The sequence below is a fragment of the Mycobacterium sp. NGS49 genome, from assembly GCF_059812565.1.
In genome coordinates this window covers 95,457-111,631 of sequence record NZ_JCALCX010000005.1, presented here as the reverse complement: position 1 = coordinate 111,631, position 16,175 = coordinate 95,457, and the positions used below count along the sequence as shown (strand labels likewise).

The 16,175-nt window shown below is 66.7% G+C and carries 16 protein-coding genes and 1 pseudogene; 9 read left to right on the top strand and 8 right to left on the bottom strand.

The features are described from left to right. Positions 1–6: 6 nt before the first annotated feature. On the bottom strand, positions 7–1,614 hold the full coding sequence (locus tag AC5Y7D_RS06770; protein WP_499922538.1) for a PE family protein: 1,608 nt from the start codon (positions 1,612–1,614) through the stop codon (positions 7–9). 125 nt (positions 1,615–1,739) lie between these two features. Beyond that, positions 1,740–2,717 (bottom strand): quinone oxidoreductase family protein, encoded by a 978-nt coding sequence (locus AC5Y7D_RS06765; protein ID WP_499922537.1) that lies wholly within the window; start codon positions 2,715–2,717, stop codon positions 1,740–1,742. A gap of 19 nt (positions 2,718–2,736) precedes the next feature. Here AC5Y7D_RS06765 and AC5Y7D_RS06760 point away from each other — a divergent pair, with 19 nt between their 5' ends. Continuing rightward, positions 2,737–3,552: a DcsG N-terminal domain-containing protein gene (locus AC5Y7D_RS06760; protein WP_499922536.1), complete on the top strand. Its 816-nt coding sequence runs from the start codon at positions 2,737–2,739 to the stop codon at positions 3,550–3,552. Here the strand turns inward: AC5Y7D_RS06760 and AC5Y7D_RS06755 are convergent. The 5 genes and pseudogenes from AC5Y7D_RS06755 to mptB all read right to left on the bottom strand — a co-directional run bounded on the left by AC5Y7D_RS06755 (position 3,502) and on the right by mptB (position 8,992). After that, positions 3,502–4,437 carry a COX15/CtaA family protein gene (locus AC5Y7D_RS06755; RefSeq protein ID WP_499922693.1) on the bottom strand — a complete coding sequence of 312 codons (936 nt, stop codon included), beginning with the start codon at positions 4,435–4,437 and terminating at the stop codon, positions 3,502–3,504. The two genes, AC5Y7D_RS06760 and AC5Y7D_RS06755, sit on opposite strands and share 51 nt — an antisense overlap. A 93-nt stretch (positions 4,438–4,530) precedes the next feature. Further along, a pseudogene (locus AC5Y7D_RS06750) lies at positions 4,531–5,416 on the bottom strand (endonuclease domain-containing protein). 176 nt (positions 5,417–5,592) lie between these two features. Beyond that, entirely contained in the window at positions 5,593–6,303 is a 711-nt protein-coding gene (locus AC5Y7D_RS06745) for an ABC transporter permease (RefSeq protein ID WP_499922691.1), read from the bottom strand. 59 nt (positions 6,304–6,362) lie between these two features. Then, positions 6,363–7,304, bottom strand: coding sequence for an ABC transporter ATP-binding protein (locus tag AC5Y7D_RS06740; RefSeq protein ID WP_499922535.1), 942 nt, complete (start codon positions 7,302–7,304; stop codon positions 6,363–6,365). Further along, positions 7,301–8,992: a polyprenol phosphomannose-dependent alpha 1,6 mannosyltransferase MptB gene (mptB, locus tag AC5Y7D_RS06735; protein WP_499922534.1), complete on the bottom strand. Its 1,692-nt coding sequence runs from the start codon at positions 8,990–8,992 to the stop codon at positions 7,301–7,303. Before mptB ends, AC5Y7D_RS06740 begins: the two co-directional genes overlap by 4 nt. On the opposite strand from mptB, the gene AC5Y7D_RS06730 reads away from it, so the two are divergent. The 7 genes from AC5Y7D_RS06730 to AC5Y7D_RS06700 all read left to right on the top strand — a co-directional run bounded on the left by AC5Y7D_RS06730 (position 8,986) and on the right by AC5Y7D_RS06700 (position 15,359). Beyond that, positions 8,986–9,837 (top strand): helix-turn-helix transcriptional regulator, encoded by an 852-nt coding sequence (locus tag AC5Y7D_RS06730; protein WP_499922690.1) that lies wholly within the window; start codon positions 8,986–8,988, stop codon positions 9,835–9,837. The two genes, mptB and AC5Y7D_RS06730, sit on opposite strands and share 7 nt — an antisense overlap. Next, a complete protein-coding gene (gene sufB / locus AC5Y7D_RS06725; protein WP_499922533.1) occupies positions 9,834–11,273 on the top strand; it encodes a Fe-S cluster assembly protein SufB in 1,440 nt (479 codons plus the stop codon). Before AC5Y7D_RS06730 ends, sufB begins: the two co-directional genes overlap by 4 nt. Positions 11,274–11,379: 106 nt before the next feature. Beyond that, positions 11,380–12,534, top strand: coding sequence for a Fe-S cluster assembly protein SufD (sufD, locus tag AC5Y7D_RS06720; protein WP_499922532.1), 1,155 nt, complete (start codon positions 11,380–11,382; stop codon positions 12,532–12,534). Beyond that, positions 12,531–13,313 carry a Fe-S cluster assembly ATPase SufC gene (sufC, locus tag AC5Y7D_RS06715; RefSeq protein ID WP_499922531.1) on the top strand — a complete coding sequence of 261 codons (783 nt, stop codon included), beginning with the start codon at positions 12,531–12,533 and terminating at the stop codon, positions 13,311–13,313. The genes sufD and sufC overlap by 4 nt, the downstream gene beginning before the upstream one ends. A gap of 2 nt (positions 13,314–13,315) precedes the next feature. After that, positions 13,316–14,551, top strand: coding sequence for a cysteine desulfurase (locus AC5Y7D_RS06710; protein WP_499922530.1), 1,236 nt, complete (start codon positions 13,316–13,318; stop codon positions 14,549–14,551). Next, entirely contained in the window at positions 14,548–15,015 is a 468-nt protein-coding gene (gene sufU / locus AC5Y7D_RS06705; protein ID WP_499922688.1) for a Fe-S cluster assembly sulfur transfer protein SufU, read from the top strand. The genes AC5Y7D_RS06710 and sufU overlap by 4 nt, the downstream gene beginning before the upstream one ends. After that, a complete protein-coding gene (locus AC5Y7D_RS06700) occupies positions 15,012–15,359 on the top strand; it encodes a metal-sulfur cluster assembly factor (RefSeq protein WP_499922529.1) in 348 nt (115 codons plus the stop codon). Before sufU ends, AC5Y7D_RS06700 begins: the two co-directional genes overlap by 4 nt. On the opposite strand, the gene AC5Y7D_RS06695 is transcribed toward AC5Y7D_RS06700, so the two are convergent. Next, entirely contained in the window at positions 15,349–15,663 is a 315-nt protein-coding gene (locus AC5Y7D_RS06695; protein ID WP_499922687.1) for a hypothetical protein, read from the bottom strand. The genes AC5Y7D_RS06700 and AC5Y7D_RS06695 overlap by 11 nt on opposite strands. Positions 15,664–15,805: 142 nt before the next feature. On the opposite strand from AC5Y7D_RS06695, the gene AC5Y7D_RS06690 reads away from it, so the two are divergent. Next, entirely contained in the window at positions 15,806–16,165 is a 360-nt protein-coding gene (locus AC5Y7D_RS06690) for a hypothetical protein (protein ID WP_499922730.1), read from the top strand. Positions 16,166–16,175 lie beyond the last annotated feature (10 nt).

Here is a 16,175-nt window from a genome sequence, read left to right as displayed (position 1 = left end):
CCGGTGCTACGCCAAGCCGGGCGAACCATCCTTTCCCACCAACCGTCCACCGGTTCCACCGCGACCGATACTGCCCACGGTCGGGCCGGTACCGGCATTGCCGCCGTTGCCGCCATCGCCGATCAGCCAGGCGTCGCCACCGGCACCGCCGTTGCCGCCGGTCGCCGCGGGCCCTGTCGCCGACGTCCCCCCACCGGCCCCGCCGTCACCACCGTTGCCGATGAGCCCAGCCTTGCCGCCGGCCCCGCCAGACCCGCCAATTGTGTCTATGCCAAGCGACCCCGCACCACCGGCACCGCCGGCCCCGCCATTACCGAAGACGAGGCCGGCGTTGCCACCTGCTCCTCCGCCCCCTCCGTTGCTCCGGTCGCCGAACCCGCCGGTGCCGCCGGCCCCACCCTGACCAAAGAGCAGGGCCGCGCGCCCGCCGGCGCCACCGGCTCCACCACCGCCGATGAGTAGCCCGGCGTTGCTCCCGACTCCTCCGGAGCCGCCTGCTCCACCGTCGCCGGCAAAGATGCCCGCGTCCCCGCCGGCCCCTCCGGCGCCGCCGCTGGCCGGGCTGTTCCCGCCGCTGCCGCCGGCGCCGCCAGAACCGACAAGCATCCCGCCCGCGCCTCCGGTCCCGCCGTCCCCGCCAGCCGCGTCACCGAACCCAGCGGTGCCCCCAGCGCCGCCGTCGCCGATCCACCCTGCGCGGCCACCGGCGCCGCCCGCCCCACCCGTACTGCTGATGGTGCTGAGTCCGCCGGCTCCTCCGTCGCCACCGGATCCCAGCAGCCCGCCGTCTCCTCCGGCGCCGCCCGCACCCGCCGTGCTGAACGGCCCGCTGGAACCGCCAACGCCGCCGTGCCCGCCGTTGCCGACCAGCATGCCGCCGTTGCCGCCGCGGCCGCCGACCCCGCCGCGGTCCTGGCCCATCCCACCGTTGCCGCCGGCGCCACCGGGACCGAAGAGGCCTCCCGCGCCGCCGGCACCCCCGGCCCCGCCGCCCGCCGAGCCCCATCCACCGTTGCCACCGTGGCCGCCCGCTCCAAACACCCCGCCAGCGGCCCCGCCGGCTCCACCCGCGCCACCGACTCCGCCGGCCAAATCTCCGCCGGCGCCGCCGGCTCCTCCGGTACCGAAGAGGCCGGCCGCTCCGCCCCGGCCGCCGGTCAGTCCCGGTGCTCCCGATCCGCCGGCACCACCGTTACCGATCAAGATCCCGCCGGGCCCGCCGTCCGCGCCGGATCCGGGCCTGCCATTAACACCATTGCCGATCAGCGGACGTCCGAACAACCCGACAGTGCTGGCGTTCACTGCGTCAAGCGCCATCTGTAGCGGCGAAGCGCTTGCCGCTTCGGCACTGCTGTATGCATGGGCACCCGCAGTTAAGGCCTGCGCAAACTGGTCCTGGAACACCGCGGCTTGCGCACTGAGCGTTTGATACGAATCGGCGTATTCGCTGAACAGCTTTGCGATGGCGGCGGACACGTCATCGGCGCCGGCCGCCAGCAACCTCGTCGTCGGGATGGCCGCGGCTCCATTTGCGGTGCTGAGCGCCGCGCCAATATTTGCTAGATCGGTTGCGGTCGAACCGATTACGCTCGGCACCGCGGTCATGTACGGCATGCCAACTCCCACTTTCGCCCGTCGGATAGGAGGGAAGTGTAGAGCGTCCGAGGACCTGCGCGCGGGCAGACGCAATGCGTTGGCCATTTTCTCAAGCGCGGCGCAAGCCCTTCAAGCCTGAACGTTCAGGGCAACAGCACGATCGAGCCGGTGGTCCGGCGGCCTTCGAGGTCGCTATGGGCGCGCGCGGCCTCGCGCAGGGGATAGCTGCCGCCGAGCTCGACCCGCACGGCCCCGCTGCCGATAGCGTCGAACAGTTCGGCCGCCCTTTGGCTGAACTCTTCACCGCTACGGATGAAATGCGCCAGCGAGGGTCGGGTTAGATACACCGATCCGGCGTAGTTGAGCCGCTGCGGGTCGAACGGCGGGACCGGTCCGCTGGCGGCACCGAACAAGGCGAGGGTGCCGCGCACGGCCAGACTGGCCAGGCTGGCGTCGAACGTGCTGGCGCCGACGCCGTCGTAGACCGCGGCCACACCGGCGCCGGCGGTGAGATCGCGAATCTGCCGCCCGAACTGGTCGGTATCGGCGGGGTAGGGAAGGACCTCGACGGCGCCCGCATCTCGTGACAGCCGCTCTTTCTCCGGCGTCGATACCGTCGTGATCACCCGCGCACCCAGGTGGGTGGCCCACTGGGTCAGGATCAGGCCCACGCCACCGGCGCCCGCGTGCACCAACACGGCATCCCCGCGCTGTACCGGATACACCGACGTCAGCAGGTACTGCGCTGTCAGTCCTTTCAGCAAGGCCGACGCGGCCACTTCAGAGCTGATACCCTCGGGCACTTTGGCAGTCAAAAATGCTGGCGCAGTGCAGAATTCGGCGTACGAACCGTTCACCGAAGCGCTCACCACCCGGTCGCCCACACTGATCTCACCCTGGACGTCCGGACCAACGGCGGCGACCGTTCCGCACACCTCGGTGCCCAGAACGAACGGGAGCGGGCGAGGGTATTGGCCGGAACGGAAGTAGGTGTCGATGAAGTTGACGCCGATCGCCTCGGAGCGGATCAGTAGCTCGCCCGCACCGGGTTCGGGTTGCGGGATTACTTTGTAGCTGAGGACTTCAGGGCCGCCGGTTTCGCTGACTTCGATCGCATGCATGCCGATATCATGCCCGGGCATGAAGTTAGCCCGACCGGACACCTTCCATCCGCGCATCGTGCTGGCCGGCGGTCCACGGCGAGCTTCCGGCGACGACGCCGGATTGGTGGCCGCGCTGCGGACCCGAGGTCTGCATGCCCGGTGGTTGGCGTGGCACGACCCGGACGTCGCTGACGCGCATCTGGTGATACTGCGCGATGCCGGGTCCTGGGCCGAACGGCGCGACGAGTTTCTGGCATGGACCACCAGCGTGCCGCAACTGCTTAACCCCCCACGCGTCATCGCTTGGAACGCCGACCGGGCCTATCTGGACGAACTGGCCGAGCAGGGCGTGCCGACGGTGCCGAGGGAGCGTCGGCAACCGGGGCAACCCCTGCGCTCAACGTCTGACGGCTATTTCTACGTCGGACCTGTCGTCGGATCGGGAATGCGGCGTTTCTCCGACCGGCTGGACGCACAGCGCTACATCGCCGAGGCCGCGCACGGCGTCTTCGTGCAGTCCGATCCGGCACCGGAAACCGTGCTCGTGTTCATCGGCGGCAAGCCGTCGCACGCGTTCGTCATGCAGGACGGCGGCCTTCACCAAGGCGAGGCAGATTTCGAACTCTGGGACGTGGGAGCAGCCGCGTTGGCAGCCGCTCCGGGTGAATCGCTGTACGCGCGAGCGCGCCTGGCCGGGTCGCGGCTGCTGGAGCTGCAGCTGGTGGACCCGTCGCTGGGGTGGCTGCGCCTGAGCGCCGAAACGCGCGGCCTGGCCCAGCGTCAGTTCGCTCTGGCCGTCGAATCAGCGTTGGAGCGCCTCGGGCTCGGCCCGTTCTCGCATCGACGCCCATAGCGCCGCCGTGGCGGCGGTGCACGCCGCGGCACCGGCGACGTGCACAGCGACCAGCGCTGCCGGGACTCCGGTGTAGTACTGGGCGGTGCCGACGCCGGCTTGAGCTACGACGAGTGTGATGAGCACGCCCAGCCGCTGTATCACCGCGCGGCCGGCGTGCACCGCCCACAACCCGAAGCCCAGACCGATCAACAGCGACAGGTACGACACCAGCAGCGACGAGTGCATATGCACCAGCGTGTTGATCTCAACCTTCAGCCGCGGCACTGTCCGGCTGGGACTCTTGTCTCCGGCGTGCGGCCCGGCGGCGGTGACCAACGTTCCCGTGACCAACACCACCGCCAGGTTCAGCGCGCTCAGCACGGTCAGCGTCCGCAACGGCCGCGCGACCCGCTGCCGTACTTCGCCGTCGTCGGGCTCGCCGACTTTGACGAACAGCAGCACCGACAACCAGACCATCGTCATGGAGGCCAGTAGGTGAATCGCCACCGTCCACCACAGCAACCCTGTCCGCACCGTGATGCCGCCGATGATGGCCTGCACGACGGTCGAGGCCGGCATCAGCCAGGCGTAGGCCAGCACCTCGGTGCGCCGGCGTGCTCGGGTTACCGCCAGCACGGCCAGCGCCGCGGTGATGATCACCGCGAAGGTGATCATCCGGTTGCCGAACTCGACGGCCTGATGGATCCGAGGTACTTCCGAGACCGCGACCGGGGTGAAGCTACCTGGAAAGCACTGTGGCCAGGTTGGGCAACCCAATCCGGAGGCGGTGACCCGGACGATGGCTCCGGTGACTGCGATGCCGCCCTGGGTGAGGATGACCAGAGCTGCGATGATCCGCTGGACGCGCAGGCTGGGGTTGGGGAGCAAGTCCACCAGCCGCATCAGCACTCGTCCAACGCCCACCGCTCGATCGTAACTACGACTACGTCGCGTAGTAGAAGCGGGCTTGGCCGCTTGTCTGCTGCGAGATTGACGCTACGCACAGCCGCGGCGGCGCGTCGTGTACGTAGTGTCAGTGTCGCGAAAGCCGCGGCGCCGCAGCGCTGCGGATACCTGCCGCACAACCTGGTCGGGTCGATCCTCGGCAATCACCCGGATCACGGTCCAGCCGAGATCGCTGAGCTCCTTCAATCTGCGCAGATCGCGCACGTACTGGCGCCGGTTCGTGCGGTGCTGGTCGCCGTCGTATTCCACAGCGACCTTGAAGCGTTCCCAACCCAATATCCAGCAGGGCCACTGTCCGGTGATCGACCACGACAGGAATCTGGGTCTCCGGTCTCGGCAGTCCGGCCTCGATCAGCAGCATCCGCAGCCATGTCTCCTTCGGTGATGCGGCACCCGGGTCGATCTTCGGGAGCAGTGTTCTGAGTTGCCGCACGCCTCGGGCTCCGCCGTATCGGGCGGTCAGCATGAAAGTCGCCTCGGTGGAAAAGGGCGTTGCCCGCATCAACGCATCGAGGTGTGCGATCGCATCGGCCGCACTGAGCTGCCGCCCCAGTTCGAAGGCCGTACGTGCAGGCGTGGTCACAGGCAGGCCGGCAACCTGGGTCACTTCGTCATTGTCCACCCGGTAGTTGCGGGTGATTATTCCGGTGGGCGGCCGGGGATTGCGCCACAACAGCTCGACGGGCTCGTCCTCATCGATCCAGCGCGAGCCGTGCAACGCCGCAGCGGCCAACCCGGCCAGTATCCCGCGGCGACCCGACCACAACCAGGCAGCCGCTGACCGAGTGCGTAACGAAAGTTCCGTGTCGTGCAGCACGTAGACGTCGGGGTAGATCGCCCGGTACTGCGTTCTCAGCTGGTACCGGCTGACCTTCTCCTGCCGCAGTGCCTCGCTGCCGATGCATATTTTGTACACGCGGGCTTGGATGAGTTTGACCAGTCCGGCGGTTCCGCCGACATGTCCGCTGACACTGTCCGCCGACATGTCCGCCGACACTGTAAGCCGACATGTCCGCCGACACTGAAGCCACGCACAGCTGCAGCGGCTTGCCGTGTGCGTGGTGGCAGTGTCGCGGGCAAGAAGGCAAGAAGTCAGGTGAAGCGAAAAAACCGCCGAGCCGCCAGCGCGCCCACTCCACCCCAGATCGCGAGCACACCCAGGCCGAACCAGTCCACCGACAAACTCATGGCCTGCGACAGCGACTCCGTCAGCGCGCCCGACGGCGTCAGCCGCGCCGCCCATTTGACCCCGGACGGGATCATGCCCGTTTCCAAGGTCAAAGCGCCGAAACCGGCGAAGGCGAACCACAGCAGGTTTGCCAGCGCCAGCACGATCTCGGCCCGTAGGGTGCCCCCCAGCAACAGGCCGAGCGCCGCGAATCCCGCCGTCCCCAACGCGATCACTGCGCCGCCCAGCGCCAGCGCGGCCGGCGGGGGTCGCCAACCCAGTGCAAAACCTATGGCGCCCAACACAATTGATTGGAGAAAAACAGTGAATATAACGGCCAGTGCCTTGCCGGCGATGATCCCCCACACCGGCAGCGGGGTGGCTCCAAGCCTCTTCAACGCCCCGTACCGGCGATCAAATGCCACCGCGATCGCCTGGCCGGTGAAGGCCGTGGAGATCACGGCCAGCGCCATGATGGCGGGCGTGAACACCGCGGCGCGGTGCTCGCCGAAGGAACCGAGGGGCAGCAGGGTGAGTCCGACCAGCAGCGTGATCGGAATGAACATCGTCAACAGCAACTGCTCCCCGTTGCGCAGCAGCAGCTTGGCCTCCAGGCTGAACTGCGCTGCCAGCATCCGCGGAACCGCGCTTGGACGCGGGTCCGGTGTGAAAGTGCCCGCGGGGAAAGCGTCACTCACGGTCGCAACCTCCTGCCGGTCAGGTCGAGGAAGACATCTTCCAGGCTGCGTTGCTCCACGCGCAGATCGGTGGCCAGCACGTCAATCTGGGCACACCACGCCGTGACCGTCGCCAACACCTGCGGACCGACAGCACCTTCGACCAAGTACTCTCCGGGCGATAGCTCGCTGGCCCGGTGACCCTCAGGCAGCGCCGCGGTCAGCAGCGACAGGTCAAGTCGCGGCGGGGCACTGAATCGCAGCTGGTCTTTCGCCCCGCTGCGCATCAACTCGGCCGGTGTGCCCGCCGCGACGATCGTTCCCTGGTCGATGATCACCAGCCGGTCGGCCAGCTCCTCGGCCTCCTTGAGCTGATGGGTGGTCAGCACCACCGTGACGCCATCGCGGCGCAGCGCATCGATCAGCTCCCACACCAGCAACCGTGCGTGGGCGTCCATACCAGCGGTCGGCTCGTCGAGAAAAACCAGTTCGGGGCGCCCCACCAGTGCACAGGCCAGGGCAAGCCGTTGCTGCTGACCGCCGGAGAGCCGCCGATACGTGGTGCGAGCGGCCTCGGTCAAGCCGAGCGTTTCCAGCAGCCATCGCGGGTCCAGGGGGTCGGCGGCGTAAGACGCCACCAGGGTGAGCATCTCGCCCGCGCGGGCCGCCGGGTAGCCGCCGCCGCCCTGCAACATCACGCCGATGCGGGGTCGCAGGCGGGCGTTCTCGGCGACCGGGTCCAGTCCCAGCACCTCGACGCTGCCGGCGTCCGGGCGGATGAAGCCCTCGCACATCTCGACGGTGGTGGTCTTTCCGGCGCCGTTGGGACCCAACAACGCGAACACCTCGGCGGCATGCACCTCGAGATCGAGACTCGACACGGCCTTCACGGACCCGTATTGCTTGCATACCCCGCGTAGTCGTACCGCGATGTCGCGGTGCTGGGGGACGGAGCTCACGTGGAATCAGCGTAGGCGTCGGGCACCGCTTCATGGGACGGGGGAGCGGTAGCAGTGACCGGTGTCACCGCCGGCTCGGGCGGCGGAGCCTGTTCCGGCAGGGGCTGCCACGGCAGCCGGTGATAGGTCAGCGCGATGAGCACAACCACGATGAAGGCGCTGGCCAAAGTCGCGTCGACGATCTGGAACAGCGCAAACCGGTCACCGTTGGCGGTCGGGCCGAAGATGCCGACGATGAGGGTGACGATGATCGCCGCCACCCGGAATTTGGTCCGCGTCGCCCAGGCGGCCAGCGGAATGATGGCCCACAGCAGGTACCAGGGCTGCACGACGGGAAACAGCAGCACGGTGAGGCCCAGCGCTACTCCGAGGCCGCCGATCGGGTGCAGCCGGCCACGGAATACGGCGATGAGCAGCCAGCAAACCATCACCATGATGATCAGCACGCCGATCGCACGGGTCAGGGCCAACACGGCCGTGGTGTGGTCGCCGAGACCGAGGAGAATGCCCACTTGCCCGGTGCCGAGTGCCAGCAGGGTCGGCGGCGACATCCAACTGCGCACCACATTGGCGGTGCCCAGCGTGAAGATCCAGCCAAACCCGAGCCCACTGGCCCAGCCCACCACGCCCATCACCACCAGCGACAGCGCCGCCATCGCCGTCCCGGACAGCAGGAATGCCTTGACTGTGCCGCCGCAGCGGTAGGCCAGCGCCATCGTGACAAAGCCCAGCGCGAGCAGTGACGGCAGCTTCACCTGCGACGACAGCGCGATGAGGATCGCGCCCCCCAGCAGCAGGCCCAGCGGTTGCCAGTCAGGTCCGATCCGCCACGATGGGGGTTTGAGCGGGCGGCCGGAATCGATGCCGCGCAAGGCGAATTCGGCACCGGTCAGCATCAGCCCGAGCATCAGCGCCTCATTGTGGATGCCCGCGACCAAGTGCATGAACAGCAGGGGATTAGCTGCGCCGAGCCACAGTGCGCTGACCTCGGCCACCCCGCACCGGCGTGCCAGCCGAGGCGTGGCCCACACGATCAGCGCAACGCCGAACAGCACCACCAGCCGGTGGCACAAAACCGCGGCGACGATGTTCTCACCGGTGAGGGCCGAGATGCCGCGTCCGATCCACAGGAAAAGCGGCCCGTAGGGCGCCGGGGTCTCCCGCCACAAACTGGGCACCGACAGCGTGAACACGTGGCCCAGGCCCAGGCCGGAGGCCGGTCCCACCCGATATGGGTCGAGTCCCTCCAGCGAGATCTGGCTCTGCGCCAGGTAGGAATAGACGTCTTTGCTGTACATCGGCGGTGCGATCAACAGCGGCAGCATCCACAGCACCAGCGTGCGGTCAAGTTCGCCGCGCGACATCCGCCGCTTGCCGGACGCGAACCGGCCGAGCATCAGCCAGGCCAGCGCCATCATCACCGCGCCGGTGGTGGTCATGGTCAGCGACACGGTCTGGATGCGCGACGGCAGATTGAGTAGCCGCACTCCGAAGGTCGGGTCTTGCACCACTGGCCTGGCTCCATCGCCCAGCGCGCCGATCGCCATCAGGACCGTGCCCGTGGCGCCGAACAACCGGGTCCGCTGCATCGCGGTGCGCTCGGCGGCGTTGAGTGGTTTGCCCACCGTTTGCTCGTCGCCGTGCAGACTGGCGATCGAGGAGCTCAAGGTGTGGTGGCGGGCTGCCATCAGAGCAGACTAGCCGCCTCGGGAACCAGCGATGTTCTTCTCGTCACGTAAGGGCACCCTTGCTGGACCGATCACCGGAATTGCGACACACTGGTGTTGTGAAAATCCAAACCGAGTCGCCTGCTGCCATCCCCGCAGCCGGCGCCGTCGGCTCGGATGGCCACACGCGGCGCGCCATCGTGCGCCTGCTGCTGGAATCCGGGTCAATCACCGCTACCGAGATCGGAGACCGGCTCAGCCTGGCTCCCGCCGGTGTGCGACGGCACCTGGATGCGCTGATCGACGCCGGTGATGCCGAATCGGTAGCGGCGGCGTCCTGGCAGCAGGTGGGGCGCGGACGGCCCGCCAAACGTTACCGGTTGACCTCGGCCGGGCGGGCCAAGCTGGACCACGCTTACGACGATCTGGCGTCTGCCGCGATGCGCCAGCTGCGCGAAATCGGCGGCGAGGACGCAGTAAAGACGTTCGCGCGGCGGCGCATCGACGCGATTCTTTCCGGGGTCGAGGCGGCTGAAGGACCCGATGAGGATGCCGTCGAAGAGACCGCCGACCGGATCGCGCAGGCGCTGACCAAAGCTGGTTACGTGGCCACCACCACTCGGGTGGGTGGCCCGATCCACGGCGTGCAGATCTGCCAGCACCACTGCCCGGTCTCGCACGTCGCCGAGGAATTCCCGGAGCTGTGCGAAGCCGAGCAGCAGGCCATGTCGGAAGTGCTCGGCTCTCACGTGCAGCTGTTGGCGACGATCGTCAACGGTGACTGCGCCTGCACCACTCACGTACCCCTAGCCCCGGCGCCCAGCCCGCGCCCCACCCCAACGAGCACTAAGGGAGCGTCATCATGACACTCGAAGCCGCACGGACCGTCGAGCCGCTCACCCAGGAGCAGACCATCGAGTCGCTGGGCAGATACGGCTATGGCTGGGCCGACTCGGACATCGCAGGCGCCTCGGCTCGCCGGGGTCTTTCACAGGCGGTCGTGCGTGACATCTCCGCGAAGAAGAACGAGCCGGAATGGATGCTCAATATTCGGCTCAAGGCCCTGGGAATCTTTGAGAAGAAGCCCATGCCTAACTGGGGTTCCAACCTCGAGGGCATCGACTTCGACAACATCAAGTACTTCGTGCGTTCCAGCGAGAAGCAGGCTGCGACCTGGGATGACCTGCCCGCGGACATCAAGAACACCTATGACAAGCTGGGCATCCCGGAAGCCGAGAAGCAGCGGCTGGTCTCCGGTGTCGCCGCCCAGTACGAGTCCGAGGTCGTCTATCACTCGATTCGTGAGGATCTCGAGAAGCAGGGCGTCATCTTCCTGGACACCGACACAGCGCTGCGCGAACACCCCGACATCTTCAAGAAGTACTTCGGCACCGTGATTCCGGCGGGGGACAACAAGTTCTCCGCTCTGAACACCGCGGTCTGGTCGGGTGGCAGCTTCATCTACGTGCCTCCGGGTGTGCACGTAGACATCCCGCTGCAGGCGTACTTCCGGATCAACACCGAGAACATGGGCCAGTTCGAGCGGACGCTGATCATCGTCGACGAAAACGCCTATGTGCACTACATCGAGGGCTGCACGGCGCCGATTTACAAATCGGATTCGTTGCACTCCGCGGTGGTGGAAATCATCGTCAAGCCCGGTGGCCGTTGCCGCTACACGACCATTCAGAACTGGTCGAACAACGTCTACAACCTGGTCACCAAGCGGGCCCGGGCCGAGGCCGGTGCCACCATGGAATGGGTCGACGGCAACATCGGATCCAAGGTGACCATGAAGTACCCGGCGGTGTGGATGACCGGCGAGCACGCCAAGGGCGAGGTGCTGTCGATCGCTTTCGCAGGTGAGGACCAGCACCAGGACACCGGTGCCAAGATGCTGCACCTGGCGCCGAACACGTCGAGCAACATCGTGTCCAAGTCGGTTGCGCGCGGCGGCGGCCGCACGTCCTACCGCGGCCTGGTGCAGGTGAACAAGGGCGCGCACGGCTCTAAGTCGAGCGTGAAATGTGATGCGCTGCTGGTCGATACGATCAGCCGCAGCGACACCTACCCGTACGTCGACATCCGCGAGGACGATGTCACGATGGGCCACGAGGCCACCGTGTCCAAGGTCAGCGAGAACCAGCTGTTCTATCTGATGAGCCGTGGGATGACCGAGGACGAGGCCATGGCGATGGTGGTGCGCGGATTCGTCGAGCCGATCGCCAAGGAACTGCCGATGGAGTATGCGCTGGAGCTCAACCGGCTGATCGAGTTGCAGATGGAGGGTGCGGTCGGATGACGTCCGTTGGCGACGATGCAGTGGGGGAACCCACAGCCGCGCAGCGGCGAGGGGGACGTAGCGATGAGGTGGGGGCACCTCTCGCTTGCGGGGGAGAGTGGCGCAAATGACAGCCGCACTGAACAAGGGCGAATTGTTCTCATCCTTCGATGTCGACGCGTTCGAAGTGCCGCACGGGCGGGATGAACTCTGGCGCTTCACCCCCCTGAAGCGGCTGCGCGGTCTGCACGACGGCTCTGCGGTGGCCACCGGCGCCGCGAGCATCACGGTCGGCGAGCAGAACGGCGTCACCGTGGAGACGGTGCGCCGCGGTGACGAGCGCCTCGGGCAAGGCGGAGTTCCCGCCGACCGCGTTGCCGCTCAAGCATTTTCGTCGTTCAATGCCGCGACTCTGGTGACGGTCGGCCGCGACACCCAGGTCGGCGAGCCGATCGGCATCACCGTCGCCGGACCCGGCCGGGGTGCCACCGCCTACGGGCACCTGCAACTGCGCGTCGAGGAACTCGGTGAGGCCGTGGCCGTCATCGATCACCGCGGCAGCGGAACGTACGCCGACAACGTCGAATTCGTCGTCGACGATGCTGCCCGGCTCACCGTCATCTGGATCACCGATTGGGCCGACGATGCGGTGCACGTCAGCTCCCACCATGCCCGGCTCGGCCGGGACGCGGTACTGCGCCATGTCACCGTCACCCTGGGTGGCGAGCTGGTCCGAATGGCCGCGAACGTGCGTTTCGGCGGACCCGGGGGAGACGCCGAATTGCTGGGCCTGTACTTCGCCGACGACGGCCAGCATCTGGAGTCGCGGCTGCTGGTCGATCACGCCCGGCCGGACTGCCGGTCCAACGTGTTGTACAAGGGTGCGCTGCAAGGAGATCCGTCCTCGAAGCTGCCCGACGCGCATACGGTGTGGATCGGTGATGTGCTGATCCGCGCCGAAGCCACCGGCACCGACACCTTCGAGATGAACCGCAACCTGGTGCTGACCGACGGTGCGCGCGCCGACTCGGTGCCCAATCTCGAGATCGAGACCGGTGAGATCGCAGGGGCCGGACATGCCAGTGCGACGGGACGTTTCGACGACGAGCAGTTGTTCTATCTACGCTCCCGCGGCATTCCCGAAGAACAGGCCCGGCGCCTGGTGATCCGTGGCTTCTTCGGCGAGATCATCTCGAAGATCGCGGTGCCCGAGGTACGGGAGCGACTGACGGCGGCCATCGAGCGAGAACTGGAAAAGACGGAGAAGGCAACCACCGCATGACAACCCTGGAAATCAGAGACCTGCACGTCAGCGTCGAGAACCCGAATGCTGCCGAGGGCGAACGCGAAATTCCCATCCTCAAGGGCGTGGATCTCACCGTGACATCCGGTGAGAAGCATGCCCTGATGGGGCCTAACGGCTCGGGCAAGTCAACGTTGTCCTATGCCATCGCCGGACATCCGAAGTATGTCGTCACCTCAGGGTCGATCACACTCGACGGCGAGGACGTGCTGGCGATGAGCGTCGACGAGCGGGCGCGGGCCGGACTGTTCCTGGCCATGCAGTACCCCGTCGAGGTGCCCGGCGTCTCGGTGTCGAATTTCCTGCGCTCGGCCGCCACGGCCATTCGCGGCGAGGCGCCCAAGCTGCGGCACTGGGTCAAAGAGGTCAAGGCAGCAATGTCCGCCCTCGAAATCGATCCGGCTTTCGCCGAGCGCAACGTCAATGAAGGCTTCTCCGGCGGTGAGAAGAAGCGCCACGAGATCCTTCAGCTTGAGCTGCTCAAACCGAAGATCGCCATCCTGGACGAGACCGACTCCGGTCTGGATGTCGACGCGCTACGGGTGGTCAGCGAGGGAGTGAACCGCTATGCCGAGGCAGAGAACGGCGGCATCCTGCTGATTACGCACTACACCCGTATCCTGCGTTACATCAAGCCGGAGTACGTGCACGTCTTCGTCGGCGGTCGCATCGCCGAATCGGGCGGCTCGGAACTGGCCGATGAACTTGAGCAGAACGGCTACGTGCGCTTCACCCAAGCGGCAACCGCCGGGGCCTGAGCATGTTGGACGTCACGGCGATCCGCGCCGATTTCCCGATCCTCAAGCGCGTCATGCGCAGCGGAAATCAGTTGGCGTATCTCGACTCTGGGGCGACTTCGCAGCGTCCGCTGCAGGTGCTCGATGCCGAGCGTGAGTTCCTCGTGACTTCCAACGGCGGTGTGCATCGCGGCGCGCACCAGCTGATGGAAGAAGCCACCGACGCCTACGAGCAGGGCCGCGCGGACATCGCGCGTTTCGTCGGGGCCGATCCCGGTGAGCTGGTCTTCACCAAGAACGCGACCGAGTCGCTGAATCTGGTGTCGCACGTGTTGGGGGACAGCCGTTTCGAGGCTGCGGTCGGACCGGGCGACGTGGTCGTCACCACTGAACTGGAGCACCACGCCAACCTGGTGCCCTGGCAGGAATTGGCCCGCCGCACCGGTGCCACCCTGAAATGGTTCGGGGTGACCGAAGACGGCCGCATCGACCTCGACTCGTTGCCGCTCGACGAGAAGGTCAAAGTCGTTACCTTCAGCCATCATTCGAATGTCACCGGCGCACTGGCGCCAGTCGACGAGTTGGTCCGGCGGGCCCGCGCCGCCGGCGCCGTCACCGTGCTCGACGCCTGCCAGTCGGTGCCGCACCAGCCGGTCGACTTTCACGCACTCGGTGTCGACTTCGCCGCTTTCTCCGGGCACAAGATGCTGGGGCCCAACGGTATCGGCGTTCTCTATGCTCGCCGCGACATCTTGGCCGCCCTGCCTCCTTTTCTTACCGGCGGCTCGATGATCGAGACCGTCACCATGGAGGCCTCTACCTACGCGCCCGCCCCGCAGCGCTTCGAAGCCGGCACCCCGATGACCTCGCAGGTGGTCGGATTGGCGGCAGCCGCAAGGTATCTGGATGCCGTCGGCATGCCGGCTGTGGAGGCGCACGAACGTGAGCTGGTTGCCAAAGCCATCGAGGGCCTGTCCGCCATCGAGGGTGTGCGCATCGTCGGTCCCGCAACGATGGAGAACCGTGGCTCGCCGGTCTCGTTCATCGTCGACGGCGTACACGCGCACGACGTCGGCCAGGTGCTCGACGACGAGGGCGTGGCCGTGCGCGTAGGACACCACTGCGCCCTGCCGCTACACCGCCGGTTCGGCCTGGCGGCTACCGCGCGGGCATCATTCGCGCTGTACAACACCGAAGAAGAGGTCGAGCGCCTGATTGCCGGCGTGCGACGGTCTCTGGAATTCTTTGGGAGAGACTGACGTTGCGCCTCGAACAGATGTACCAGGATGTGATCCTGGACCACTACAAGCACCCGCACCACCGCGGGCTTCGGGAACCGTTCGGCGCTCAGGTGTTTCACGTCAACCCCGTGTGCGGCGACGAGGTGACGCTGCGCGTCGCGCTGTCCGCGGACGGCCAGACTGTCGCCGACATCTCCTACGACGGCCAGGGTTGTTCGATCAGCCAGGCATCGACATCGGTGCTGACTGAACAGGTGATCGGACAGAGCGTGCCGCAGGCACTCAAGACACTCGACGCTTTCACCGAGATGGTCTCCTCGCGCGGCAACGTGCAAGGCGACGAGGAGGTGTTGGGCGACGGAGTGGCGTTCGCAGGAGTGGCCAAGTATCCGGCGCGCGTGAAATGCGCATTGCTGGGCTGGATGGCGTTCAAAGATGCACTGGCGCAGGCCCACGCGTCCTTCGAGGAGGTTGCACAATGAGCGAGACCACGGCACCCGACGAGGAACTGCTCGCTGATGTCGAAGAGGCGATGCGCGACGTCGTCGACCCGGAACTGGGGATCAACGTCGTCGACCTCGGCCTGGTGTACGGCCTGAATCTCGAGCAGGGTGACGAAGGAACGGTCGCCCTGGTCGACATGACGTTGACGTCCGCGGCATGCCCGCTGACCGATGTCATTGAGGACCAGTCGCGTTCGGCGTTGGTGGGAAGTGGCCTGGTCGACGAGATCAAGATCAACTGGGTCTGGAACCCACCGTGGGGGCCAGACAAGATCACCGAGGACGGCCGCGAGCAGCTGCGCGCCCTCGGCTTCACCGTGTAGCTGCCGGCTTGCCGCTCACCGTGCGTGACGCCACCGTCGCGTTCGGCGGAGCCGACGCGGCCTCATGTCCGTGCGGACCGACGTCGTCCGGGCACTTCCCATTGGCCGCCGACCGCAGGCTGATCGACGTTGCGTGTAGCGCGCCATTGTGTTCGCTGCCCCGAGCAGTGATGCATTTGCCTTGTGCAATGTTCTGTGAAGTCGCAGAGGCTTCTCTGGTGTATCGGGTTTTGTCCGAGACTGTCACCGTTTGCGGTGCGCCGGCCGTGTTGACGGTCAGAGTGTCCCCGCTCACCGACGCCACCGTGCCCTGGATCGGTGCGGGGTGGCCCGGCGTGGTGGGTTGCTTGCCTTGCGGGCATTTGCCGTCGGCGGCCTGGCTGACGCGCACCGATGCCGCTGGATGACCTGTGTCCTTGGACCTTACGTTGACACAACCTCCCGCGGTGACGTCGATCAGAGCCGCGGCCGTTACCTGGGTGATTTTCGTCGAACCGGTGAAATCCACAGTGGCAGTTCCGTTTTGTTGCGACACCCGTACCGCATTGCCGACGACGGACGCGATCAATCCGCGCACTTGCGTTTCGCCGTGGGGCGGAGCTGTGGCGCCGGTGTTCGGGGAAGCCACGGTAGTACTCGGCGACGTTGTAGGACTAGAGCTGTGCGACGAGCTGCACGCCACCAGGGACAGGCCCGCGGCAACGGCAAGGATCGCGCTACGAGTAGATGACAAAGTTCCTCCCAATTCGTCGGTGATTCCCGACGATCCGGTCTACCCGTTCATGCTGTGCGCACTCGGTGCTTAAGGCCGTCTGG

Bases quoted from the DNA above. Each gene is read 5' to 3' on its own strand.
- AC5Y7D_RS06770 (WP_499922538.1), bottom strand. From the start codon at position 1,614: ATGCCGTACATGACCGCGGTGCCGAGCGTAATCGGTTCGACCGCAACC.
- sufB (WP_499922533.1), top strand. From the start codon at position 9,834: ATGACACTCGAAGCCGCACGGACCGTCGAGCCGCTCACCCAGGAGCAG.
- sufC (WP_499922531.1), top strand. From the start codon at position 12,531: ATGACAACCCTGGAAATCAGAGACCTGCACGTCAGCGTCGAGAACCCG.
- sufD (WP_499922532.1), top strand. From the start codon at position 11,380: ATGACAGCCGCACTGAACAAGGGCGAATTGTTCTCATCCTTCGATGTC.
- AC5Y7D_RS06765 (WP_499922537.1), bottom strand. From the start codon at position 2,717: ATGCATGCGATCGAAGTCAGCGAAACCGGCGGCCCTGAAGTCCTCAGC.
- AC5Y7D_RS06755 (WP_499922693.1), bottom strand. From the start codon at position 4,437: ATGCGGCTGGTGGACTTGCTCCCCAACCCCAGCCTGCGCGTCCAGCGG.
- AC5Y7D_RS06710 (WP_499922530.1), top strand. From the start codon at position 13,316: ATGTTGGACGTCACGGCGATCCGCGCCGATTTCCCGATCCTCAAGCGC.
- mptB (WP_499922534.1), bottom strand. From the start codon at position 8,992: ATGGCAGCCCGCCACCACACCTTGAGCTCCTCGATCGCCAGTCTGCAC.
- AC5Y7D_RS06760 (WP_499922536.1), top strand. From the start codon at position 2,737: ATGAAGTTAGCCCGACCGGACACCTTCCATCCGCGCATCGTGCTGGCC.
- AC5Y7D_RS06700 (WP_499922529.1), top strand. From the start codon at position 15,012: ATGAGCGAGACCACGGCACCCGACGAGGAACTGCTCGCTGATGTCGAA.
- AC5Y7D_RS06745 (WP_499922691.1), bottom strand. From the start codon at position 6,303: ATGCTGGCAGCGCAGTTCAGCCTGGAGGCCAAGCTGCTGCTGCGCAAC.